The organism is Legionella waltersii (genome assembly GCF_001468085.1).
GTDB classification, from domain to species: Bacteria; Pseudomonadota; Gammaproteobacteria; order Legionellales; family Legionellaceae; genus Legionella; species Legionella waltersii.
This window is the reverse complement of sequence record NZ_LNZB01000041.1, coordinates 1-21737: the sequence shown is the minus strand read 5'-3', so window position 1 is coordinate 21737 and position 21737 is coordinate 1. Positions and strand designations below refer to the sequence as shown.

Sequence of the window (21737 nt, the reverse complement as noted above, 5' to 3'; positions counted from 1 at the left end):
ATTAAGCTCGCTTTTTTTTGAACAAGCAACGGGAAAACCTGCCCATTTGGGGCATGCGCTCTTAACTGAAGAAAAACAAGTGCCTGTTGATTTAGTGCTTTACAAAGGCAAAAGTAAACATAGACATCAGCGTAACCTCAATAAGAAGATCGCTGCTTCTGGTAAAAGCAAAAAGCATTCAAAGGCTGCTAAAGAGCCATGGCTCCTTGTAACCTCTCTTGCTCAGGCGCGGGATAATCCAAACCATATTGTCAACATCTACCGCCAACGCATGCGGATTGAAGAAAATTTTAGAGACACCAAGTGTCCTCACTATGGCCTTGGACTTAAAGATAGTTTAACGCGAGCTCCTCAGCGAATGGATATTTTGTTACTCATTGCAGCAATTGCTACTTTTGCAGCATGGCTTGCTGGCATCCTTATTACTCATCAGGGCAAAGCTGCTGATTTTCAGGCTCACTCCGCCAAATTTACCTCCTCTTTATCAATCGTGTATTTAGGGAGAGAGGTAATAAAAAAACAAATGGAAATCTCGAATTCTGATTTGATTCTGGCTTTGCAGTTTTTGCTCCAGATGGTGATAAATACTCAACTGGAGCATGGGGTATATGACTAAAATTCGTGTGGATCGCTCAGGGACGGACCGCGAGATCCATCCTCTTCATGTTGATTGTTTGCAATTTTTTATAAGAGATATAAACGCGACAGATCAGATAAACACTCATCAATCGTTTCAAGCATAAAATTGACTTGCTCTCGTGTAATCGTTAAAGGGGGGGCAATTCGAAAAACATTTCCAAAACGTCCACCTTTTCCAAGGAGTAAACCTTTGTCCTTACACATGTCCATGAGTTGAATAGTTTCTTCGGTTGCAGGGACTTTTGTAATTCTGTCTTTAACTAACTCAATCCCTAACATCAATCCACGTCCACGAACATCTCCAATGAGAGAATGTTTTAATTGCAATTGGAGCAATCCGTCTTTTAAAAGCTCACCCATGACTCGTGCATTTTCCACAAGCTTTTCTTCTTTGATGATTTCTAAGGTAAGCTTCGACTGGATCATTTGCAATGGGTCACCAGCAAAGGTATTAAAATAAACTTTATCCGTCATTGTTTCAGCAACGTCAGTCTTCATCAGCACAGCCCCAACCGGCGCACCATTTCCAAAACCTTTAGCCATGGTAACCATGTCAGCGTCAATACCTAATGTCTTTGTCATCAATAGATCACCACCACCACGTCCAGCACCTGTTTGTACTTCGTCGCTGATGTATTTCCCACCGTAATTATGAACGATTTTAGCGACTTCACCAAAGTATTCATCCGGCGGAGTTATAAAACCACCTACGCCCATGATGGGTTCCAAAATAAAAGCTGCAATTTTGCCATGAGTTGTGTTTTGAATCGTTGTTTCAACATTTTTTGCACATTCCAAACCACAATCATCTGGTTTACTCTTAAACGGGCAACGATAACAGTAAGGTTCAACTGCTGAAGTTACTCCAGTAACTGGCTGGGCTTTAAAACGCCAAACCGCATGACCACAAGACGCTAAAGCACCTGATGTACCTCCATGGTATGAGTGACGAACGTTCACAACCATGGTTTCCCCGGTTGCATGTCGAGCAGCCATAATTGCTAATTCATTGGCCTCTGAACCAGAGTTGGTAAAGGACACTCTATCCATACCATTGGGTGCTTCTTCTAGCAAACGTTCTGCAGTATCTACTGGCGCCTGATTTAAATAGAGAAGACTGGTGTGTTGAATGGTATTGTCTTCAAGAGCCTCGATTAATGCTTTTTTAATTTTTGGGTGATTGTGTCCTGCAGATATGCATACAATTCCTCCTATTGCATCAAGATAACGCTTGCCTTCAGAGTCCCATACGTAAGTATCTTGTGCTTTTGTAAGTTGAATTGCAGTTTGATGGTAATGTGCAACTGTAGGTAAAAAGTGTTTTTTTCTGAAATTTAATAATTCTTCGTTAGAACGAACTTGAACAGCGTCATTAAAATCATTCATGAGGGTTGTTTCCTTATCAGTTTGTAAAAACATGAGCATGCAAATATTGTCCTTTTGGTCACGTCAAACTCTTCAAAGTTTGTCTGATTTGCAACTCTTTCAAATGTACCACTAATCGGATAGTTATTGTTTTTCATTACTTACCCTTCTCCTGCTTAAATTGTTATTTAAAATGACTTACTAAGCGAACACTCAAGGCCTTGTAAAAGCCAAATAGATTTCGACTTAATCAGCTTGCTAAATATCTAAGTGTTTAATTCCATTTAGAATTTGCAAGCTGAATAGATGCCATATTTATTGAAGAATTTAAAGAGGTTTTTTTCTAGGCGTTAATAGGGCCAATAAGAGTGCAACTATCAATAGAGCTGGAACATCACCATAAAGATGGCCCATATGTTCAGGAAAATAGATAGATTGAGCAGCCATAATCCCTGCGTGCACTATACTTGACCATACAGTGAACCATATTAAACTCAAGTTTTCGAGTGGATTTTTAGCCGCTAGAATTAAAAAAACGCCTAATGTAGCGTATACACCCAGTATCATTTGCAGATACAACGAAACGCCCCCAATATGCCATGCCCAACCAGCAGGCCATACAACAGTCAATGGGTAAATACCAAAAACGAATATCAAGCCTACAACAACGAGAGCAATCTTCAACAGTCCATATTTTTTATTCGCATCCATATCAATTCCTAGTTGTGTTTATGTTTATAATAACCTGTTCCATTTGGCGCTTATCATATCCGACTCCTTACGGTCTTAGCTCGGTTGGCACAAAATAAATCCGATCGGCTAGAGTAAGAGAGTGGATAACCAAATAATCATTGACCTTTAGGGAACTTTCGGAGTCCTTGGGGACGGACCCCAGTGGGGTCCGTCCCCTTTTACGCATCCCTTTCCAGATCTCATTTGCCTTTAGACGATTTCATGATATCTCGTATTTCAGTGAGCAAGCTTTCTGCGGTGATTTTTTCTGCTGTCGCCTCTTCCGCTTTGCGTTTTACCAGATTTATAAGCTTGATGGCAACAAAGATGGCAAAAGCGATAATGGTGAAGTCAATGATCGATTGCAAGAACAACCCCCATTTCACTACAGCATCACCAATAGTCATTGACTTATTTGCAATATTTATTCCACCTAGTAATAGTCCTATGAGCGGCATAACAATTCCATCGACAAATGCACTCACAATCTTACCAAATGCAGCACCGATAACGACCGCAATTGCTAGATCCATGACATTACCACGCATGGCGAATTCTTTAAACTCTTGTATAAAAGACATCCCTGCTCCTCGCTAAATTCAGTGAATCACTATCCTAATTTTTTTAAAGAAGGGAAGCAAATTCCTATGAAAGTAGAGTCGAACATGGATTCAATTTTTTTGAACTTGTGCAATACTGGTATTAAAAATTATTGTGTAAGGGAATATTCTAATGTTTGATTGGCTTCATCATTTTCCGGATATTATTATCCTCCCCCTGATTGTTTTCCCAATTGTTATTGCACAACTTGTCATTCGGTGGTTCTGTCATAAGTATTTTTTGTCCGGACAAACAACAAATCCCCTTCTTTTTGACTCCATTGGTGCAATGACTGTGGCATTGAGTTTAATTTTGGGTTTGGCTTTTGTTGAGGCAAAAACAACCTATAAAAACGTTCAGATGATGATTTCGAATGAAGCCTCGCAGCTCAACAATCTGGATAACATAATCACTAAAATGAATGAACCCGAATTTAAAGAAATTCATAAAGATCTGATAATGTACACCCAATCACTCATCGAAGATGAATGGCCAGCATTAACAAAAGGATCCGGAAGCGAGCGCACTCGAAGATTACTTAATCCAATCACCAAATCCATTTATACTTATAGACCCCAAAGTCAACACGATCAGGTTATCTACGAGAAAATCATCTCTTTAACGGTGGATTTAATGCAGTCACGACAGCAAATTATCCAAAGTGCGGACATCAAACTAGATCGTATCTTTTGGCTAACCATTCTTACTACATTATTTATTATCTTTGTGGCTATTTCGTTCACTCATTACTCAACACTAAACATCGTTATGAATTTCTTTTATGTGGCGTTAATTGCCTCTTTGATTGCGTTCATATTTATTTTTGATGAACCTTTTAAGGGCTCATCAAAAATATCTTTTGCGCCCATACAAAAAGTATTGCATTACATGCAAGTACGTTAATGATGCATCTTAAGGAGAGATAAAATTGAAGCTGTTTTTATCCAATCATTATATAAAGTTAGCCGCTATTTCCATAATAGGCATGCTATTTCTTTCATGCAGTTCGAATGACTCAGTAAGAGAACCCATCAAAATAGGCATTCTTCAATCTTTATCTGGGGTAATGGGAAATTCAGAAACCTCTTTAAAAGATACCTTGCTCATGGAGATTGATTTAATCAATCAAGAAGGTGGTGTCTTAGGACATCCCGTAGAGCCAGTTATTGAAAACCCCGAATCAAACTGGTCTCTGTACCCTAAAAAAGCAAAAAAGCTATTATTACTTGATAAAGTTGCTGTCATTTTTGGTTGTTGGACTTCCGTTTCAAGAAAAGCAGTATTACCTGTATTGGAAAAATACAATGGCTTGCTGTTTTATCCGGTCCAATATGAAGGAGGAGAGCAATCAAATAACATTTTTTATACTGGGCTTACTCCAAACCAACAAGTTATTCCAGCGATTCAATATTTAATGGGCAATAAGAGCAACCCACAAAAACAATGGATACTGGTAGGTACTGATTATATTTATCCTCACGTGACCAACATGATAGTTCGTCAATATTTAAATTCAAAAGGTGTTGCTAGTGACTCAATCAAGGAGTATTACTTCCCATTTGAATACAGTGATTTTGGTTCACTGATCAACGAAGTATACAGTTCACTATCAAAAGGACCTACCGCAGTGATTTCTACCATTAATGGAGAATCCAATTTCTACTTTTATCGCGCTCTCAACAATGAAGGGTTTGAAGCAGAAGATCTTGAAGTGATGGCCTTTTCAGTGAGTGAGGAAGAGTTTAGAGGGTATCACATCAATGCCTTAGGGAAAGTATACACCTCTTGGAGCTATTTCATGTCCCTCGATAACCCCATTAATAATAAATGGATTGAAGACTGGATTGCCTACTCTGAAACCAATCATCTCAGAGGAGAGGATCATCCTCTAACTACCGATCCTATGGAAGCCACGAGAACAGGAATTAGAATGTGGAAAGCGGCTGTTGAACAAGCTGGCACCTTTGATGTTGATGCCGTTCGCAAAGCAATGATTGGGCAAAAATTGGAAACACCTAGTGGATACATTGAAAGCATGGAGCCAAATCATCATCTAGCCAAACCAGCTATGATTGGTCAATTACAGAAAAATGGTCAATTTAAGGTGATATGGAAATCAAAGAAAGTCATTCCCCCTCAACCTTTTTATTTCAAAGAATTTGAGGACAATACCTAGGTGATATTGCGAACTCTCAATAGGCACCATCAAAGCTTTTGCTGTTTTAAGCGTTTTTCAATAATGAGTTGAATATTGTTCCTGGATGCAGGGGAAAAATACTGATAAATATTCATGTAACTTTTGCCATCAATGGTTAGAAACGTACATGGGGTCAAAGTCGTCACGTAAGCGGTTCTGGGAACATTTCTCAAAACGGAGATTTCCCCAAACACATCCCCCACCGTCAATGTAGTGATACGTTTCATTTGCTTGGACTCACTTAGCCTTGATACAAGAACATTCCCTTTGGCGATGAAATACAAACGATCTCCAATATCGCCTTGTTTTATAACAACCTCATTCGCACCACGCTCCTCAAGCACACACTTTTCAGCCAACATATTTTGTTCATGCTCATTCAAACCTGCAAAAATAGAGGTGTAGACCATCATTCTATTCATGTCAGCTGGATTTATTGAATTTGGAATAGCCATGTATTTTCATCCATTTTAAGTAAGGCTAGTTAATGTTAACTTTAGAACAGCTATATAGAGTATAGACGATCTTAAATAGAGTCTCCTATTTAAGATAGGGAAACTCAGCAAGCAACATACGGTATACTTTTTCTTGATCGGGCTTAGCTTTAAGGATGAGTAATACCGTATCATCCCCTGCAATGGTACCCAATATACCCGTCTCCGAAGCCTCATGCATGGAGAATGAAACGTATTTTCTATCTAAATAGTAGGCAAGACTATTGGCATTTCCAGGGTGCGTTTGTAAGACAATCAAACCAAATTCGGAGACTTGAATATTTAGCACCAGCGGTAAACCAGGTTGGTTGTAATCGATAATCTTATAAACTCCTCCCACCTTAATGATTTTTAATTTTTTTAGTCGTCGAGATAAGGTGGCTTGAGGAATGTCGTATCCGCGTTTTTTTAAACTGTCCTGTAAATCACTTTGTTCAGCGATGGTTTCAGATTGAATGATGGTCATAATTAGATCATCTAAAAAGCTATCATGGGTCAACTCTGCTCTCCTGAAATGCTGGGCGTAATGAATACACACTCTTAGAATTGGAATTATATTCACTTATCATTGACTTTACAATTGAATATCTGTATATTCATAAAATGGATAATTATTGGATATGCATTCAAATGAAACCTTCTTTAAAGCTTATTTTACTCGCTACAATGATTTTTCTTGTGTCGTGCGGAAAGCAAGAAAACAAATTAGACCTGCATTTTTCGACATCAGCGGAATATCCACCTTTTGAATACAATGATCATGGGGAGATTAAAGGTTTTGATATTGAATTAGCAAAACTAATCGCCAAAGAAATGGGGAAAAATGCAGTATTTGATAATATGCAATTCAGCACTGTATTACCCGCCGTAAGCTCAGGACAAGATGAAGTAGCCATAGCAACCATTTCCATTACTGAGGAGAGAAAGGCAAACTTTGATTTCTCGGATCCCTATTATTTTGAAGGAATGGCCGCGGTCTATCACAGCCTTCAACCAATCACGAAACCAACACAGCTACAAGGGAAAAAAGTGGCGGTACAGCTAGGTAGCGTGATGGAACTATGGTTACGACAAAATTATCCCCAAGTGGAAATCACTACCCTGGATAATAACAATCTGGCGATTCAATCTTTAATAGCAGGCCATGTTGATGTTGTTTTAATGGATGGGGTTCAGGGCAAGGTTTTTAGTAAAAAGCATGGAGATCTCTCTTATTCAGTCATTGCTAAAGCTGACTCTGGCTATGCACTAGCGACAAAAAAAGGCTCTCCACTCACTGCTGAGATAAACAAGGCTTTACAAAATCTCAAAGCGAAGGGAGAGCTCCAAAAACTAGAAGAGTCCTGGTTAAAGGATTCAATATGAACGATTTAATACAAAATCTATTATTCATAGGTAAAGGGATAAGTTTAACCTTGGAATTACTTGGTGGCGGAATCGTTATCGGCCTTGTATTGGGGGGCATTTGGGCCGTCTGCCGGTATCAAGGAGTAGCAACTCTGATCATTAATCGATTCATCTCCATTATGCGAGGTACTCCTTTAATTTTACAGCTCAGTATCATTTATTTCTCTGCACATCAAGTGACTGGACTTAGACCAGGAATTCTTACTGCCGGAATAATTGCTTTTGGATTAAACAGCTCTGCGTATTTTGCCGAAATTTTAAGAGCAGGAATAGAAAGTATACCCAAGGGACAATTTGAAGCAGCAGCCACCCTACAGATTTCAAAATGGTTTATGTGGAAAGACATTGTCTTCCCTCAGGTATTAAAAAACATTTTTCCAGCGATGGTTAATGAAGTAATCGCTTTGCTGAAAGAAACTGCTTTGATTTCTACGATTGGTGGAATGGATTTAATGAGAAGTGCCCAATCTTTGGCAGCTGAACAATTTACCTATTTTATGCCCTTATGCATTGCGGGAGCCTATTACTACGGATTGGTTTTGATCATCGAAATGCTCGGTAAAAAAATTGAGAACAGAGGCGATTATGTTACACATTAATAAGGCAACTAAACAATTTGGCAACTTACAGGTATTAAATCAAATTAATCTTACGATTGAGGCAAATACTTTGGTCGGCCTTGCGGGTCCATCGGGTAGTGGGAAGTCCACCCTCTTACGCTGCATTCAAAAATTAGAATCCTTAGACTCAGGCACAATGGAATTTAATGGCAACAGTGGTTTCATGTTTCAGGATTTCCAGCTTTTTCCACACATGAACACTCTGGATAATCTAATTTATGCCCCCCAATTGCACGACAAGACTGCAAACCATAAAGAAAAAGCCATGGAGCTTCTTAATACACTAGGAATTTCAGACAAAGCATACTCATTTCCTCAACAACTATCCGGTGGGCAAAAGCAACGCGTTGCTCTGGCTCGAAGTTTAATGATGCAACCTCATTTACTCTTATGCGATGAACCCACTTCTGGCTTGGATATGGTCACAACTCATGATGTCATCAGCTTACTTCTTGAAGTCAAAAAAATGAATGTGACAATGATTATTGCCTCCCACGATCTTAACTTCCTCACTCAAATTGCTGAACGTTTAATTGTGATTAAACATGGCACTATTGTGACTGACTTTAAACCTGATCAGATCTCTGATCCCATTTCTTATATTCAACGTTTTTATCTAGGGGAATGTCAATGAAACAAACGATAAAGAAAATCGCGCTGGCTTATTCTGGAGGATTGGACACATCCATCATGATCCCATGGCTTCAAGAAAACTACTATCAAGCAGAGATAATTGCTGTCATTTGCGATCTTGGCCAACAAGAAGATCTTAACCAGATCAAAAATAAGGCCCTCAAAAGTGGTGCTTCTCAAGCGTATGTTCTGGATGTAAAAGACGAGTTTGTTAAGAACTATTTATGGGCTCTCGTTAAATCTGGAGCACTGTATGAGGATCAGTATATCTTAGGAACTATTTCACGCCCTTTGATCGCTCAAAAGTTAGTCGAAATTGCTATTGCTGAACAAGTGGATGCCATTGCTCACGGCGCAACAGGAAAAGGAAATGATCAAGTCCGATTCGAGTATTCAGTAAAAGCTTTGGCACCGCACTTGGAAATAATCGCCCCTTGGCGATCTTGGGAAATTAAATCCAGACAGCAAGCCATTGAATACGCCAAAATCCATGGTATTGAAATTCCTGTTACTCCGAAATCGCCCTACTCAAGAGATCATAATATTTGGTATATTTCTCATGAAGGTGGAGTTTTAGAAGACCCAGCACAATCAATGCCAGATGATGTCTTGCTCATGACCTCGCCAATTGAAGAAACACCTCAACAAGCAGAGATCATCACGCTTGATTTTGAAAAAGGCGTCCCAGTTGCCATCAATGAGGTACAACTTGAGCCAGTGGCTTTATTAAATCAATTAAACCAAATGGCTGGTCTGCACGGAATTGGCGTGGCAGACATTGTTGAAAACCGCTTAGTTGGGATGAAGATCAGAGGTATCTATGAAGCTCCAGCTGCAGCTGTCTTGTACAAAGCCCATAAATTACTGGAAAGCCTTTGCTTGACCCGATCAACTTTACACTTAAAACAATCCTTACAGCAAACTTATGCCAATCTAATCTATGAGGGTCGATGGTTTTCGCAAACCAAGCACGCACTTGATGCTTTTATCGATGTTACACAAGAACATGTCTCTGGCCAAGTAAGGTTAAAATTGTTCAAAGGTAATATTATACCTTTCGGATTAGAGTCTCCATTTAGTTTACACAACCCAGACTTAGCTACTTTTGAAGAAGACAGCAGCTACAACCAAAAAGATGCCGAAGGTTTTATCAATCTGTTTTCACTCTCTGACAAAGTGTATGGTCTTGTTCATCAAGGAGGGCATTATGACCAATAAGACTTGGGGAGGACGATTTAAAAAAAGCCTGGATCCTTTAGTCAACAAATTCAATGCCTCTCTGCACTTTGATAAGGTATTGTTTGAGCAGGATATCAAAGGAAGTCAGGCCCATGTTCAGGGCTTAGCTAAGCAGAACATTATCACTACCGAAGAGTGCCAAACTATAGTCAATGCACTTGAAGAAATTCGTCATGAACTTCAACAAGGTCTGCATCATTTTGATGAACAGTGTGAAGACATTCACATGTTTATTGAGCATGTATTGGTTGAAAAAATAGGCGATGTCGGAAAAAAACTACATACTGGACGCAGCAGAAATGATCAAGTTGCAGTAGATTTGCGATTGTTTACACGAGATAGAAGTGAGGTCATCAGCAATCTTCTACAACAGTTGATTGATGGCCTTGCAGAACTGTCCAAAAAGCACGATCAAGATTGGATGCCAGGCTACACCCATTTACAACAAGCGCAGCCCATTCGACTTGGTGCTTTTTTTGGTGCTTACCAGTCGATGTTTTCCCGAGATAAAAGCAGACTTGCTGATTGGCATGATCGCATGAACTATTCACCCTTAGGTGCAGGTGCTCTAGCAGGCAGTAGTTTGCCATTGGATAGAGAGTGGGTAGCTCAAACTCTTGGATTTTCAGGTATTGTCGAGAACACTCTTGATGCAGTAAGCGACCGCGACTTTGTCATTGAATTATGCAGTGTGATAGCAATCACAATGATGCATCTTTCTCGTTTATGCGAAGATTTAATTATTTGGTCAACTCAGGAGTTTGGCTTTATTACCCTAGATGATGCCTTTGCAACAGGTTCATCCCTAATGCCTAACAAAAAGAACCCAGATGTTCCAGAGCTGATTCGAGGCAAAACTGGACGAGTATTCGGACATTTAATGGCTATTTTGACGGTTATGAAAGGCTTACCACTTGCTTACAATAAAGACATGCAGGAAGACAAAGAAGGCTTATTTGATTCGTTGAATACACTTTCTTCATGCTTAGAGGTAATGACTCCATTTCTTAAGAGCCTTACTTTTAATACTGAACTCATGCAAGAAAAATCACAAAAGGGCTTTTTAGATGCTACTGCGGTTCTTGAATCCTTGGTGAAGAAGGGCATTCCTTTCAGGGAAGCACATCATCAGGTAGGGCTTTGGGTAGCTGAAGCCTTAGAAAAACAATGTTCACTTACAGATATAACTAAGGAGGCGAAATATGTCCTTTCCCACTCCAATTGATCATCAAATAATGGAAGAAGCAAATGCTGAACCTATCACTGAAATATCCACGAATACCTTCGTAATCAACTTACAACAAGCGATATTTAGTCTTGAAACAGGCAGTTCATTTGCTGAGTCCAACAATAGAAAGCCTTCAGAAATAAAGAACGACATATCCCCCCGAAAACACCGCCATTTTCTTACAGGAACAGAATTATCTTCTGAAGAAATAATGCATGTTTTGCAAAAAGCCAAAGCCATCAAACAAAACCCTTCGCTTTACTACCAGACATTAATTGGAAAAAGTCTCGCGATGATATTTGAAAAACCATCATTTCGTACTCGATTAAGTTTTGCAATGGCCATTCAAAGTATGGGAGGGATCGCCATTGAAAGCATTGGCAACACCAGAAAACAAGAAGATCCAGCTGATATGGCACGAGTTCTAAACGGTTACGCCGACCTAATTATGATGAGAACTCATGCTGACGAGCATTTGCTGGAGCTCGCCAATCATGCAAAAGTGCCTGTAATTAATGGCCTTACTGCTTTACATCATCCCTGCCAGATTCTTGCTGACTTATTCAGTCTTTGGGAGCAATTTGGCGCATTGGAGGGGCTGACTGTTGCTTATATTGGCGATGGAAATAACATACTCCATAGCCTAATGCTCTTGGCGCCGCAACTGGGCGTAAAAATCCATTACTGTTGTCCTAAATCCAATCAACCTAATGCTGCAATTCTTCAACAAGCTCAAACCGTTCAATCAGAAATGATTCACCATTTTTGCAATCCCGAAGATGCTGTTAAACATGCTGATGCTGTCTACACCGACGTATGGACCAGTATGGGTTTTGAAGAAAAGGAAAACAATGTGGCGTTTGAGGGTTTTCAAGTCAATGAATTACTCATGTCCTATGCCAAACCAAAGGCAGTCTTTATGCATTGTATGCCTATGGAGCGAGGGAAGGAAGTATCGGATACACTGCCGGACAGCCCTGCTTCGATCATCTTTTCGCAAAGCGAAAATAGGATGCATGTACAAAAAGCGCTAATGTTGTATCTGCATGCAAACATCAAGGACTGACCTTGACACGCCTATCAATATCTCCTATAGATAGGTGAGGACATCCTTGATTCTAAATAAGATCTTAAATGGATAAAGAAAAGAGCAATATTCTTTATGTGGATGATGAAACGAATAATTTGACAGCTTTTGTTGCTACTTTCCGTCGTCATTTTAATGTCTTCACTGCAACTTCTGGACAAGAAGGTCTGGAAGTTATGCGTCAGAATAAAATCCATATTGTCATTACCGATCAACGCATGCCTGAGATGACTGGTGTTCAGTTTTTAGAATCCATTATTCCAGAATACCCTAACACCATTCGCATGATTTTAACTGGTTTTACAGACATTGAAGCAATTATTAAAGCCATCAATACCGGAAGAGTATTTCGTTACATCACAAAACCATGGGACCCTGCCGACTTAAAAATGAGTATTGATACAGGGTTGAAGGTGGTGCAACTGGAAGAAGAACGAACTGTTTTAATTGAGAAATTGAATAATGAAGTCATCAAACAAAAAAGGATCTTGGATCTATTTCAAAAATACGTGCCCAAAAATGTAGTGGATGAAATCATTAATGAAGATGAGGACAGTCCTTTAATGCACGGCGAATACCGAATAGTGTCCGTTCTATTTGCAGACATCCGCCAATTTACGTCACTGTCTGATCATCTGGGCCCTGTAAAAACCGTTGAGTTATTGAATACTTATTTCGCCATCATGAACCAAAAAGTTCAGGAAAATCATGGTATTGTCAACAAACTGATAGGTGATGGCGTCCTTGCCCTATTTGGTGCTCCTGTTTCACACATTGATAACCATTTAAATGCCGTCCGCTGTGGTTTGGCAATGATAGAAGCATTAAAAATACTCAATGATAAATACAGTGCTGAACTTGGACATGAAATTCACTTAGGCATTGGAATAAATACCGGAGAAGTTATAGTAGGAAACATTGGAACCATTGAGCACATGGAATACAGTGTCATTGGAGATACTGTTAATACTGCATCACGAATAGAAGAACTCACTAAAGACAATCCCAATGCAGTATTCATTAGTGAATCCACCTACAAAGCAACTGCTAAGCACATTTTAGTTGAGGAGCTCGGTCCTCAAATCATTAGAGGGAAAGAGGATAAAATCAATCTATACAAAGTCATTGGCCTCAAACCATGAACTGGGATCTCTACAAAACTCCCAAATTTTGGTTCCAAAATCTACTCACAGTATTTTTGTATACTCTTGGTGGACTCATCGGCAATATGTTGATTGTACCTGGAACCATGGCTGCCCCTTTATGGATTCCATCAGGAATTGCCCTATCCCTTGTATTATGGTGTGGAACTCATGTCTTCTGGGGAATTCTTTTTGCTGAAACCTTTGTCTCTGCCTTGTTGGGTAATCTATATTCTTGGCAAAGTTGGGCATCATCCAGCCTTTTAGGAATTGGTGCAACACTTCAAGCTGTTTTTGCTGCTCAATTTATAGAATATTATACTCACACTAAAACCCCATTCTACTCGGTTAGAGATACCTTAATTTTTATATTTGGCGCTGATATTTTGGTCAGCCTTACCAGTTGTACACTTGGTACGATGACCATGTTACTGTTTGACATGATTAAAATAGAGCAATCAATAAACAATTGGTTTGTTTGGTGGCTCGGTGATGTGGTAGGGGTTTTAGCAGTGACGCCTTTAATAATGACCTGGTATAAAACCACGATTAGCTTTAATTGGAAAATAACTCTAGAGTTTACTGTTCTAATCGTGTTGTTAATTGCTACGTCATTCCTCATCTACAAACTTCACTATCCCCTAGCCTATCTCCTGATCCCTTATTGCGTATGGGGAGCGGTTCGTTTTAATACTCGACAAGCAACCCTGCTTGCCTTTCTTATTTCAATTTCGGTGCTTTGTCTTGAGCTCGAGGGATATGAAGAATTTCACGTGGCTAATTTAGCCATAAGCCTGCTGTTTTTGCAGGTCTTTGTAGCGGTTATCTTTTTTACAACATTGATATTGTCTGCATTAATCACTGAACGAAAGAAAGCCCAAGATGAACTTTATCAAACCAATTTAGAACTGGAGTCTAGAGTACAAAAAAGGACTCAGGATTTACACGATAAAAATGCGCAACTTAAGGTTGCAATAAGCCATTTAAAGCAAGCTGAAACCCAATTAATTCAATCAGAAAAATTATCCTCTCTGGGTGTTTTAACGGCAGGAATTGCTCATGAAATTAATAATCCCGTTAATTTCATTTCTGCGAATATTGTCCCTTTAAAAAACGATATTCAAGACATTATGCAAGTATTGAATAAATACATTGAGTTAAGTGCAAATCCTCCTTTAAGCGAGGAATTAAAAGAAGCCCGGATGCTCAGTGAAGAATTAGATTTACCTTACACTTTAAAAGAAACTTACCAGCTTCTTGATGGAATTGAAGAAGGAGCAAAGCGCACTGCAACCATCGTAAAGGATCTACGCACCTTTTCAAGACTGGATGAGACTGATTTAAAATACGTTAACATTCATGAGAACCTCGATTCGACTTTAACTTTATTGCACAATCTATTCCGTGATCGCATCACCATTGTAAAAAATTACGGCGATATCCCCGAAATCGCTTGTTATCCGGGTAAAATTAATCAAGTCTTCATGAATGTATTAACGAATGCAGCAAACGCAATCCCTGATAAGGGAGAAATCACCATTTCTACAAGCAAGAATCAAAATAATGTTCAAATCAGTATCCGTGATACTGGTGAAGGCATGAGCAAGGAAACCATGAAAAAAATATTTGAACCCTTCTTTACCACCAAACCTGTAGGAAAAGGCACAGGCTTGGGATTATCTATCTCTTATAGCATTGTTCATGAGCATCACGGAACTATTTCAATCAATAGCAGTTTAGGTAAAGGATCGGAGTTTATTATTTCATTGCCAATAAAAAATCACGTTTAGTCCTGTTAGTATCAACAGAACTTAGAAGGCATTGGACAGTTTATTCTGGCTCCCATCATCCCCCAATGGTTTTGTCAAAATGGTGTCATATGCTGGTCCATTGGTTCTATCAACTCGTCCAGTCATCAAATCAACATGATCAAAAGTAAGTGAGGTGCCAACAAATTTTTTACGGAGTGCATCAATAATATCCTCATGATTTCCGGATTTTGTATCTTTTACGCTTCCAATACTGACATGGGCAATAAATCCAGAATGACGACTAATTGGAACGCTGGACAGTTCTTTTTCATGAAGCTTTAGCAAATCTTCATGAATTTTTTTTGCGGCCTGATGATCAAAGATTAACACGATACTTTCACCCAAAATGTTCACATCAACCACCTTGGCAGAAAACTCCTCGGGCATTGCAACTTTGTCTGCAAGTCCCTTTACTTGTTCGATATCTTTATCGCCTATTTGTTTGAAATGAATTAGTGTTGTATGCAAATCCAAACCATTTACCCAAGAAACTCTGCCATCAGCCTCTCCCCCTTCTTTTCTGTAAGCTCTAATACCAGAATGAATTTCAGCGATTGTTTGTGTGCCTGGTCTAAGCGCATAAAATACACTTGCCATGATTGATATCCTTACTTAATTTCAAAAAGGCTATACAAACAGTTTAGAGTATTTTTTAATGGTTGTTGTTTTTACATAAACCCCTAATATCTGCCTTCCCATCGATCAATTAATACAAATTTGCACAACTCAGATGCATGATATATACTCATAATGCTTTACTTTAATACAGTAAGATGTCATGTACTCAAAGGAGATTTAAATGAAGATCAAAGCATCAGCTGTTGTTATGATATTAGCTTCTTCTATGTTTGCAGCCGTTGGAACCCTCCAAGCTGCCTGTTACAAGAATCAACCTGGATGGCATATGGTTTCAAAAAAATGCAACATTAAACCTGCAGATAACTGGCAAGAATACAATAGTGGTGTATATATTCAACCCATGGTCAAAGACTTGTTCTAGTTGTATTCAATGTCATTATTTATAGCTAATGGGGACGAGCTGTCCCCGTTTTTCTGATGAACAAATACGTGCTCCTTTACGGTAATAGACTAGTCATTAATACCCTTTTCATAAGCCAAAACAAGTCAAGGAACTCAAGGCTCTTTCATCCCCACAAGTTAACATCCTATTTACTGTTCGATTGATCCGCAACAGCAGTTCTCAACTCAATTAAAGTCATGTGCAACGTTTCATCCCCCGGATTTTCATCCTCATGCAACTCTTTACCCTGTGCTAGACTCAAAAAAATTGGTATTTTTTTATGAAGATTAATCACTTCGACTTTGCCAGTTTCATAGATTACTTTAATTTGTCCATCTTCCTCAGGTATCAAAACACGAGCATAATCATGCGAGTGGGGCGGTAATTTCTGATGAGGGCATAACGTTGTTTGCCATACTTTCGTGCTTTTATTTTCTATAAATACCTTTCGTTCGGTAACGCATGATTGAGCCGAGCAGATTATTGTGTGGGTTGCTAAGACAGCAAGTAATAGGTAGCGCATAATGATTCCCCTAAAAAAGTCAGCCAAGATTAAAGTGATTGATTTCGGGTTGCAAGTGTCAACTCTAAAATTTGTGTTATTTTGCTTGATAATTGATGGCCTGGGAAGAATCGATGGGGACCAGAATGGATGGGGACGGACCCCAGTGGGGTCCGTCCCCTTATTTATTGCGTCCCCTTATTTATTACTGAAAAAGTAGATATCCTTAATCAACAAGCAGACTACTGTTATTAACAGCATGATTACTGAACAATTGCTCAATTTCTTCCACGATATTCTCATCAGCCAAATAGATTTCTTTAAAATTGTTTGGCCCAACCTGTAATGCCAGTAGGCTTTCTGCCTTTTTGCTCTCAAGTTTTACCATGTCTAAAGGAGTTTGACCTAATTCATTTCTCAAAGAGGCGTTTGCTCCGTGCTCCAATAAAAATTGAATATAGGCCATATCTCGTCTGACACATGCAAAATGCAATGCAGTCCAGCCACCTAAACCAGGAGTATATTTATCAGATCTTGTTTGGGCATCAATGTCAGCACCATAACTCAATATTTGCTCCAATAAAGTTAGATTGGTTGTTTGTATTTTGTTGCCATTATAGTCCCTGTTTCTATAACCTTTACCAACAATTAAATGGATGGCTGAATTTCTATAATAATTAGAAAACTCATTCATAAAAGCAGTTACATCTTCCTTATCCTTCAAACAGTCCAATAATGCTTTAGCAGAATCGTTTCTTGCATTCGCAATCAACCAGATTAGTAATGTATTCCCGTTCTGATTGACATCAAGAAAAGGTGAGATCCATTTTGCACGATAATCTACTTTCAAATCATTAATAAAAAAATCAAATAATTCCGGTAATAGTTCAGAAGTAGGACTGAAAATGTCAAATAAAAATGGAGGCCTCGATAGTCTCAAAGCGCGAAAATAACTAAGCGTTTCAATGACCAAAATATGATGAATAGTGTCTAGTTTGAGATTCATTTTAGATTGATTAGATTCTCTTAACTTTCTAAGACAGATGCATAGTTTATTAATAAACTGAATATAGTTATCTGGATCTGTACTCTCAGGCTGGACGTGAAGCTCATCGATTGAAAATTTAGGACTATCGAAATGGTTTAAAAAGTGAAAGATAAATTTAATAATCTCATCTCGATTCGCACTTTTCATACTCACTTGTCCAAATGAGTTAATATATCACAAAAAGACCAAAACAATAACAAAAATTCCCGGTGATCTGTAAATGCAATCATCCGTCCTGGGATGAGATGATCGTTGTGTAAGCTTTACATTTCTTCTATCAAGAGCGTCTTTTAGTTGTACCAAAGCGTTTTGTTCGTCCTCTGTTAAACACCCATTCTCCTGCTCATAGTCGCGATCTAAAATCTCGTCAATCCAATGTCTACCAATTTTTATGGTTAAAGGTAATTGTCCGGTTTTATTGCCTGTGGAATCCTTTACATGGTGGTTGTTAATAGCCTTAAGAGATCTTGCATGAATAAGATAATTACTAACCATTTCTTCGTTAAGAGCCATGTGACCTCCTTGTCAGCATTTCAATGAATGAATCCCTTATCTCTTGAATTATTATTAACAGGACTTCGTGAAAACCACAAGGTTAAATAAGAGGACGGAACCCACTCGGGATTCCGTCCCCATCTTATCGATCTCTAAACAGGGGACGGTCCGCATCAGTCCGCTTGCTTACGCGCGCGGCTCGGTTTCATCTTGGATGTCTGAATCAAATCCTAGCCACAGCAGGGAGTGAACCGAGCCGCGCGCGTCAGCAAGTGGATACGAAACTATCCGCTTTCACGAATAACGCTGCTTAAGGCAGCGCCTTTAGGCGAAGCGCCGGGCCTACGCTTACTGACCATCAGAGAAGAAATTAGTTGGGGCACTATAATAGGAGTCGATTCCTCAGGGTCCGTACCCTTTGATACGACCATTAGTCAATCAAATCAAGGGTGCTTTCCATCCGCCAAACAACTCCTCAACACGTTTGGCAACCGCAAGCACAATATCCTCTCGCCATGATTTTGCAACAATTTGAACTCCTATAGGCAAACCTTCTTTAGAAGTGCCACAACGAACTGATGCGGCAGGCCATCCCATCATGTTGTAGGGTATGTTATAAGTTAGATCGTAAGCTAAATCAAAGCGCTCGGTTATCGCCTCTTTAACTTCGTAAAGGTTAGCGGGTGTCGTTGCAACAGGACAAATAATGACATCAAAATTATGCATATACTCCATCATGTAAAATTTAAACTGTTCAACTAAGCTTAACCGATTTCGCATCTCCGTTGCGGAGAAGCTACTTTGTTTTGCTCGTTCTAACATCACTTTAAATGGAGGAGCTACCTTTGTTACGCCCATTTTTTCCATGCGCTCAGTCAGCCACAATCCCTTATCACCGTAGAAAAAAAGCTCCTCAAACCAAGTAAAATGCTCTTTACTTACTATAGGAAAGCGTTCTTCCACAATGGCTACCTCACTTTCTAGTTTTTTTGCAACCAGTTGTATAGCATTGACCACATCCTCTCTGGGGGTAACTACTCCATTGTCGGTATAAGTAAGAACTCGCAATGATTTCAAATTAACTCTCTGTGGATCACGACAATGAACAGGAACCACATGGGGATCTTGGTCATCAGGTCCAACAATCAATGGGAGTACTTGAATTAGATCTTCGACATAACGTGCCATTGGCCCCTGAGTTCCAATTTGATAAAACAACCCTTCACTGCCGGTTTTCGGAAACAGACCCGTGTCTGGTACTGATCTAAGAGTTGGTTTAATGCCGGTGATCCCGCAGTTATGTGCTGGTTGGCGAATACTTCCTCCTGCATCGGATCCAATACTAAAATAAGCTCCTCCCGCGGCTATGGTCGCAGCTACCGCCCCACTACTTCCACCGGGTGAACGAGCAAGATCATAGGGATTGTTAGATCGCCCATATAAGGCACAGTCCGTATCATAAGTCATTGAAAAATCTGGAATATTATTAATTCCAGTTATAATAGCGCCCGCATTTTTTAATCGTGCTACAACAGTCGCATCTTTTTGAGCAGTAAAGTTCATGGGGCTTTCAGTACCGAACGTGCAAAAAAATCCCTTCACTTGACGAGCATCCTTGATAGTTACAGGCAAACCATGTAAGACACCTAGTGTTTTTTGTTTAGCAACGTCATCATCCGCCTGCTGAGCTAGTCTTAAGGCTTCATCAGGTTTTAATTGTTGAACAACTGAATTTATACTTGGGTTGATCTCAGCGATGCGCTCTAGATGAGCCTGCATGACCTCGACACAAGAAATCTCTTTGGATTTGATAAGCTCAACTACTTTTTTTCCTGAATAAGCCACTAAGTCTTTCATGATTACGCTCCAGAAAATTCCTCAAGCTACAAACTAACTTTTAGTTTACACCACCTTAGAAAAAAAATTGAATGACTTAAGTTGCATTCTTTAAATTCACTACTATCCTTAAATTGCATATTGTGAACACAAAAAGATCTCTTTGTAACGGATTAGAAGGAGATGTTGGATGACTCAATTACGTTTTTTTGATCCTAAGCACCCCAACGAAGTAAAAAAAATGAATGCGAGAAGAAATCTCGTTTTAGAACTAAACCGACACAATGAATTATTAAATACTCAAAAAATACAAAAATCCATACAAGATAGAAAGCATAAAGCTCGCTTATCTTTTAGCCGCAAAAAACTACATCGTCTCAAGAAGATGAGAGCTCATAAAAAACAAGTTCTACATCAGTTCTTGCATGGCATGCCGCTGAGTTTAAATTCTGAACACGATTTAATTAAATTGAAACCATTAAACTACAACCCTCATTTTTTTCAATCGTTGTTGACTAAGAAAACTCTTCAGACTCAAGAAGAGGCGCCTGCTACTATCCAAAAAATAGGAAACATGCCTATTAAGTTTTGGGAGTATAATCTTCTATAATAGTGAGCTCTGAAACTTTCGATATGATGACTGCATCAGATTGCTTAGGAATTGAATTAAAATAGTGGTGCACCCAATCCACAATAAGGGCTACTAAACGATGTGAGGACATGATGGAAAGATGTCCATGACGATCAAGCTCAATGAGTGAATTTGGATTATTTTTAACGTAGTCTTCAATATATCCTGATTTTCCCGGAACAACGCTATCCTCTGTTGCGACCACAAAATAGTATTTACTTGCTGGGTTCTCTACTATTTTTTGCTTAAGCGTTTCAAGAAATTCGCTACCAATCTCCATTTCCTTCACTGAATCAGAAAACAATGACAAGGGCTTCATGGCAAGATAAGAACCATTAAATGGGGTTCCAATAGTTACGATACAAATCACTTCAATTCCAAGTGTCTTCGCAAGATACTCCGCAAAATGAGCTGCCACTAATCCACCTCTGGAATGGGCAATTAAAATGACTCGTTGATGTTTGTTACCAACAATTTTTTTTCCAAGCTCTTCTGCAAAAAACTCAATATTTTTTCCTTTATAACGTTGATCAAAAGCAATTAAATTTAATGAGCTTATCTCATTGGGTAATCCTGCTCGAATCATGCGTCTTGCAATTCGCTGAAAGGCTGCCGGCTGATCTGCTGTGCCATGAATAAAATACACTGCTGTTTCTAGTTCTTTCTTCTGATCTTTTTGAGAAGAAGGATTTTGGTAGGATTGGTCCCCTGAAGGTGAGGTTAACCAATAATAAGTATGTGCAAACATACCAGTAGTAGATATAGGTTGATTTTCTTTTGCTGCATCAATCGCGCGTTTTAACATCATTGAGCTCCCTTTCGTTCTGATTTTTTATTATCCAGAAAAGTGAAAGATAATCAAGGTCACCTAAAACAAGGCAAATTTCTGCTTATTTTTTTGAGTTGCTATACTTTATAAATTAGGACTTCTAAATAACTCCCAACATCTAATTGATATTTGGAGTAAAATTTATCTGATTTTCGATCAAGCTCATGCCGAACTCAGCTGC

24 protein-coding genes are annotated in these 21737 nt (G+C 39.1%); 13 read left to right on the top strand and 11 right to left on the bottom strand.

Translation table 11 applies throughout. From position 1 onward, the window contains the following. Positions 1–616: transposase (locus Lwal_RS08780; protein ID WP_238584287.1), on the top strand; the 616-nt coding region annotated here is incomplete at its 5' end. Between the two features lie 68 nt (positions 617–684). Here Lwal_RS08780 and Lwal_RS08775 read toward each other — a convergent pair. The 3 genes from Lwal_RS08775 to mscL form a co-directional block, all read right to left on the bottom strand. Beyond that, positions 685–2025, bottom strand: a complete 1341-nt coding sequence (locus Lwal_RS08775; protein WP_058480572.1) for an aspartate aminotransferase family protein — start codon at positions 2023–2025, stop codon at positions 685–687. Between the two features lie 306 nt (positions 2026–2331). After that, entirely contained in the window at positions 2332–2715 is a 384-nt protein-coding gene (locus tag Lwal_RS08770; protein WP_058480427.1) for a DUF6632 domain-containing protein, read from the bottom strand. Between the two features lie 221 nt (positions 2716–2936). Then, entirely contained in the window at positions 2937–3317 is a 381-nt protein-coding gene (gene mscL / locus Lwal_RS08765) for a large-conductance mechanosensitive channel protein MscL (RefSeq protein WP_058480426.1), read from the bottom strand. Between the two features lie 151 nt (positions 3318–3468). Here mscL and Lwal_RS08760 point away from each other — a divergent pair, with 151 nt between their 5' ends. Beyond that, entirely contained in the window at positions 3469–4239 is a 771-nt protein-coding gene (locus Lwal_RS08760; protein ID WP_058480425.1) for a bestrophin-like domain, read from the top strand. Positions 4240–4264: 25 nt separating this feature from the next. Beyond that, positions 4265–5512, top strand: a complete 1248-nt coding sequence (locus tag Lwal_RS08755; protein ID WP_197697697.1) for an ABC transporter substrate-binding protein — start codon at positions 4265–4267, stop codon at positions 5510–5512. 29 nt (positions 5513–5541) lie between these two features. Here Lwal_RS08755 and Lwal_RS08750 read toward each other — a convergent pair whose 3' ends face one another. Beyond that, positions 5542–5988 carry a cyclic nucleotide-binding domain-containing protein gene (locus tag Lwal_RS08750; protein ID WP_058480424.1) on the bottom strand — a complete coding sequence of 149 codons (447 nt, stop codon included), beginning with the start codon at positions 5986–5988 and terminating at the stop codon, positions 5542–5544. 85 nt (positions 5989–6073) lie between these two features. Then, positions 6074–6526 (bottom strand): arginine repressor, encoded by a 453-nt coding sequence (locus Lwal_RS08745; RefSeq protein WP_058480423.1) that lies wholly within the window; start codon positions 6524–6526, stop codon positions 6074–6076. Positions 6527–6657: 131 nt separating this feature from the next. Between Lwal_RS08745 and Lwal_RS08740 the strand changes: the two genes are divergently transcribed. The 8 genes from Lwal_RS08740 (at position 6658) to Lwal_RS08705 (ending at position 15173) form a co-directional block, all read left to right on the top strand. Beyond that, complete coding sequence (locus Lwal_RS08740) at positions 6658–7392, top strand: substrate-binding periplasmic protein (protein ID WP_058480422.1); 735 nt, start codon at positions 6658–6660, stop codon at positions 7390–7392. Beyond that, positions 7389–8033, top strand: coding sequence for an amino acid ABC transporter permease (locus tag Lwal_RS08735; protein ID WP_058480421.1), 645 nt, complete (start codon positions 7389–7391; stop codon positions 8031–8033). The genes Lwal_RS08740 and Lwal_RS08735 overlap by 4 nt, the downstream gene beginning before the upstream one ends. Next, entirely contained in the window at positions 8020–8688 is a 669-nt protein-coding gene (locus Lwal_RS08730) for an amino acid ABC transporter ATP-binding protein (RefSeq protein ID WP_058480420.1), read from the top strand. The genes Lwal_RS08735 and Lwal_RS08730 overlap by 14 nt, the downstream gene beginning before the upstream one ends. Continuing rightward, positions 8685–9905, top strand: a complete 1221-nt coding sequence (locus Lwal_RS08725) for an argininosuccinate synthase (RefSeq protein ID WP_058480419.1) — start codon at positions 8685–8687, stop codon at positions 9903–9905. Before Lwal_RS08730 ends, Lwal_RS08725 begins: the two co-directional genes overlap by 4 nt. Beyond that, positions 9895–11151 (top strand): argininosuccinate lyase, encoded by a 1257-nt coding sequence (gene argH / locus Lwal_RS08720; protein WP_058480418.1) that lies wholly within the window; start codon positions 9895–9897, stop codon positions 11149–11151. Before Lwal_RS08725 ends, argH begins: the two co-directional genes overlap by 11 nt. Further along, the gene (gene argF / locus Lwal_RS08715; RefSeq protein WP_058480417.1) at positions 11129–12220 is read left to right on the top strand and encodes an ornithine carbamoyltransferase; all 1092 of its coding nucleotides are present in this window, start codon (positions 11129–11131) and stop codon (positions 12218–12220) included. Before argH ends, argF begins: the two co-directional genes overlap by 23 nt. 68 nt (positions 12221–12288) lie before the next feature. Next, a complete protein-coding gene (locus Lwal_RS08710; protein WP_058480416.1) occupies positions 12289–13383 on the top strand; it encodes an adenylate/guanylate cyclase domain-containing protein in 1095 nt (364 codons plus the stop codon). Then, complete coding sequence (locus tag Lwal_RS08705; RefSeq protein WP_058480415.1) at positions 13380–15173, top strand: MASE1 domain-containing protein; 1794 nt, start codon at positions 13380–13382, stop codon at positions 15171–15173. The genes Lwal_RS08710 and Lwal_RS08705 overlap by 4 nt, the downstream gene beginning before the upstream one ends. 21 nt (positions 15174–15194) lie before the next feature. On the opposite strand, the gene Lwal_RS08700 is transcribed toward Lwal_RS08705, so the two are convergent. Beyond that, positions 15195–15791 (bottom strand): 2'-5' RNA ligase family protein, encoded by a 597-nt coding sequence (locus Lwal_RS08700; protein WP_058480414.1) that lies wholly within the window; start codon positions 15789–15791, stop codon positions 15195–15197. Positions 15792–15993: 202 nt separating this feature from the next. Between Lwal_RS08700 and Lwal_RS08695 the strand changes: the two genes are divergently transcribed. Continuing rightward, complete coding sequence (locus Lwal_RS08695) at positions 15994–16194, top strand: hypothetical protein (protein WP_058480413.1); 201 nt, start codon at positions 15994–15996, stop codon at positions 16192–16194. Positions 16195–16360: 166 nt separating this feature from the next. Here the strand turns inward: Lwal_RS08695 and Lwal_RS08690 are convergent, their stop codons facing one another. The 4 genes from Lwal_RS08690 to Lwal_RS08670 all read right to left on the bottom strand — a co-directional run bounded on the left by Lwal_RS08690 (position 16361) and on the right by Lwal_RS08670 (position 20117). Then, on the bottom strand, positions 16361–16738 hold the full coding sequence (locus Lwal_RS08690) for a hypothetical protein (protein ID WP_058480412.1): 378 nt from the start codon (positions 16736–16738) through the stop codon (positions 16361–16363). A gap of 205 nt (positions 16739–16943) precedes the next feature. Beyond that, positions 16944–17912: an ankyrin repeat domain-containing protein gene (locus tag Lwal_RS08680; protein ID WP_058480410.1), complete on the bottom strand. Its 969-nt coding sequence runs from the start codon at positions 17910–17912 to the stop codon at positions 16944–16946. A 27-nt stretch (positions 17913–17939) separates the two neighbouring features. Then, positions 17940–18278, bottom strand: coding sequence for a hypothetical protein (locus Lwal_RS08675; RefSeq protein WP_058480409.1), 339 nt, complete (start codon positions 18276–18278; stop codon positions 17940–17942). A 420-nt stretch (positions 18279–18698) separates the two neighbouring features. Beyond that, the gene (locus Lwal_RS08670; protein WP_058480408.1) at positions 18699–20117 is read right to left on the bottom strand and encodes an amidase; all 1419 of its coding nucleotides are present in this window, start codon (positions 20115–20117) and stop codon (positions 18699–18701) included. A 169-nt stretch (positions 20118–20286) separates the two neighbouring features. On the opposite strand from Lwal_RS08670, the gene Lwal_RS08665 reads away from it, so the two are divergent. Further along, on the top strand, positions 20287–20706 hold the full coding sequence (locus Lwal_RS08665) for a hypothetical protein (RefSeq protein ID WP_058480407.1): 420 nt from the start codon (positions 20287–20289) through the stop codon (positions 20704–20706). Here the strand turns inward: Lwal_RS08665 and Lwal_RS08660 are convergent. Beyond that, positions 20678–21532 (bottom strand): esterase/lipase family protein, encoded by an 855-nt coding sequence (locus Lwal_RS08660; protein ID WP_058480570.1) that lies wholly within the window; start codon positions 21530–21532, stop codon positions 20678–20680. The two genes, Lwal_RS08665 and Lwal_RS08660, sit on opposite strands and share 29 nt — an antisense overlap. Positions 21533–21737 lie beyond the last annotated feature (205 nt).

What these genes read in the sequence shown, in the direction of transcription:
- Lwal_RS08705 (WP_058480415.1), top strand. Translation starts at nt 13,380, where the DNA reads ATGAACTGGGATCTCTACAAAACTCCCAAATTTTGGTTCCAAAATCTA.
- Lwal_RS08725 (WP_058480419.1), top strand. Translation starts at nt 8,685, where the DNA reads ATGAAACAAACGATAAAGAAAATCGCGCTGGCTTATTCTGGAGGATTG.
- argH (WP_058480418.1), top strand. Translation starts at nt 9,895, where the DNA reads ATGACCAATAAGACTTGGGGAGGACGATTTAAAAAAAGCCTGGATCCT.
- Lwal_RS08750 (WP_058480424.1), bottom strand. Translation starts at nt 5,988, where the DNA reads ATGGCTATTCCAAATTCAATAAATCCAGCTGACATGAATAGAATGATG.
- Lwal_RS08665 (WP_058480407.1), top strand. Translation starts at nt 20,287, where the DNA reads ATGACTCAATTACGTTTTTTTGATCCTAAGCACCCCAACGAAGTAAAA.
- Lwal_RS08680 (WP_058480410.1), bottom strand. Translation starts at nt 17,912, where the DNA reads ATGAAAAGTGCGAATCGAGATGAGATTATTAAATTTATCTTTCACTTT.
- Lwal_RS08730 (WP_058480420.1), top strand. Translation starts at nt 8,020, where the DNA reads ATGTTACACATTAATAAGGCAACTAAACAATTTGGCAACTTACAGGTA.
- argF (WP_058480417.1), top strand. Translation starts at nt 11,129, where the DNA reads ATGTCCTTTCCCACTCCAATTGATCATCAAATAATGGAAGAAGCAAAT.
- Lwal_RS08700 (WP_058480414.1), bottom strand. Translation starts at nt 15,791, where the DNA reads ATGGCAAGTGTATTTTATGCGCTTAGACCAGGCACACAAACAATCGCT.
- mscL (WP_058480426.1), bottom strand. Translation starts at nt 3,317, where the DNA reads ATGTCTTTTATACAAGAGTTTAAAGAATTCGCCATGCGTGGTAATGTC.
- Lwal_RS08695 (WP_058480413.1), top strand. Translation starts at nt 15,994, where the DNA reads ATGAAGATCAAAGCATCAGCTGTTGTTATGATATTAGCTTCTTCTATG.
- Lwal_RS08660 (WP_058480570.1), bottom strand. Translation starts at nt 21,532, where the DNA reads ATGTTAAAACGCGCGATTGATGCAGCAAAAGAAAATCAACCTATATCT.
- Lwal_RS08675 (WP_058480409.1), bottom strand. Translation starts at nt 18,278, where the DNA reads ATGGCTCTTAACGAAGAAATGGTTAGTAATTATCTTATTCATGCAAGA.
- Lwal_RS08760 (WP_058480425.1), top strand. Translation starts at nt 3,469, where the DNA reads ATGTTTGATTGGCTTCATCATTTTCCGGATATTATTATCCTCCCCCTG.
- Lwal_RS08740 (WP_058480422.1), top strand. Translation starts at nt 6,658, where the DNA reads ATGAAACCTTCTTTAAAGCTTATTTTACTCGCTACAATGATTTTTCTT.
- Lwal_RS08770 (WP_058480427.1), bottom strand. Translation starts at nt 2,715, where the DNA reads ATGGATGCGAATAAAAAATATGGACTGTTGAAGATTGCTCTCGTTGTT.
- Lwal_RS08735 (WP_058480421.1), top strand. Translation starts at nt 7,389, where the DNA reads ATGAACGATTTAATACAAAATCTATTATTCATAGGTAAAGGGATAAGT.
- Lwal_RS08775 (WP_058480572.1), bottom strand. Translation starts at nt 2,025, where the DNA reads ATGAATGATTTTAATGACGCTGTTCAAGTTCGTTCTAACGAAGAATTA.
- Lwal_RS08670 (WP_058480408.1), bottom strand. Translation starts at nt 20,117, where the DNA reads ATGAAAGACTTAGTGGCTTATTCAGGAAAAAAAGTAGTTGAGCTTATC.
- Lwal_RS08690 (WP_058480412.1), bottom strand. Translation starts at nt 16,738, where the DNA reads ATGCGCTACCTATTACTTGCTGTCTTAGCAACCCACACAATAATCTGC.
- Lwal_RS08710 (WP_058480416.1), top strand. Translation starts at nt 12,289, where the DNA reads ATGGATAAAGAAAAGAGCAATATTCTTTATGTGGATGATGAAACGAAT.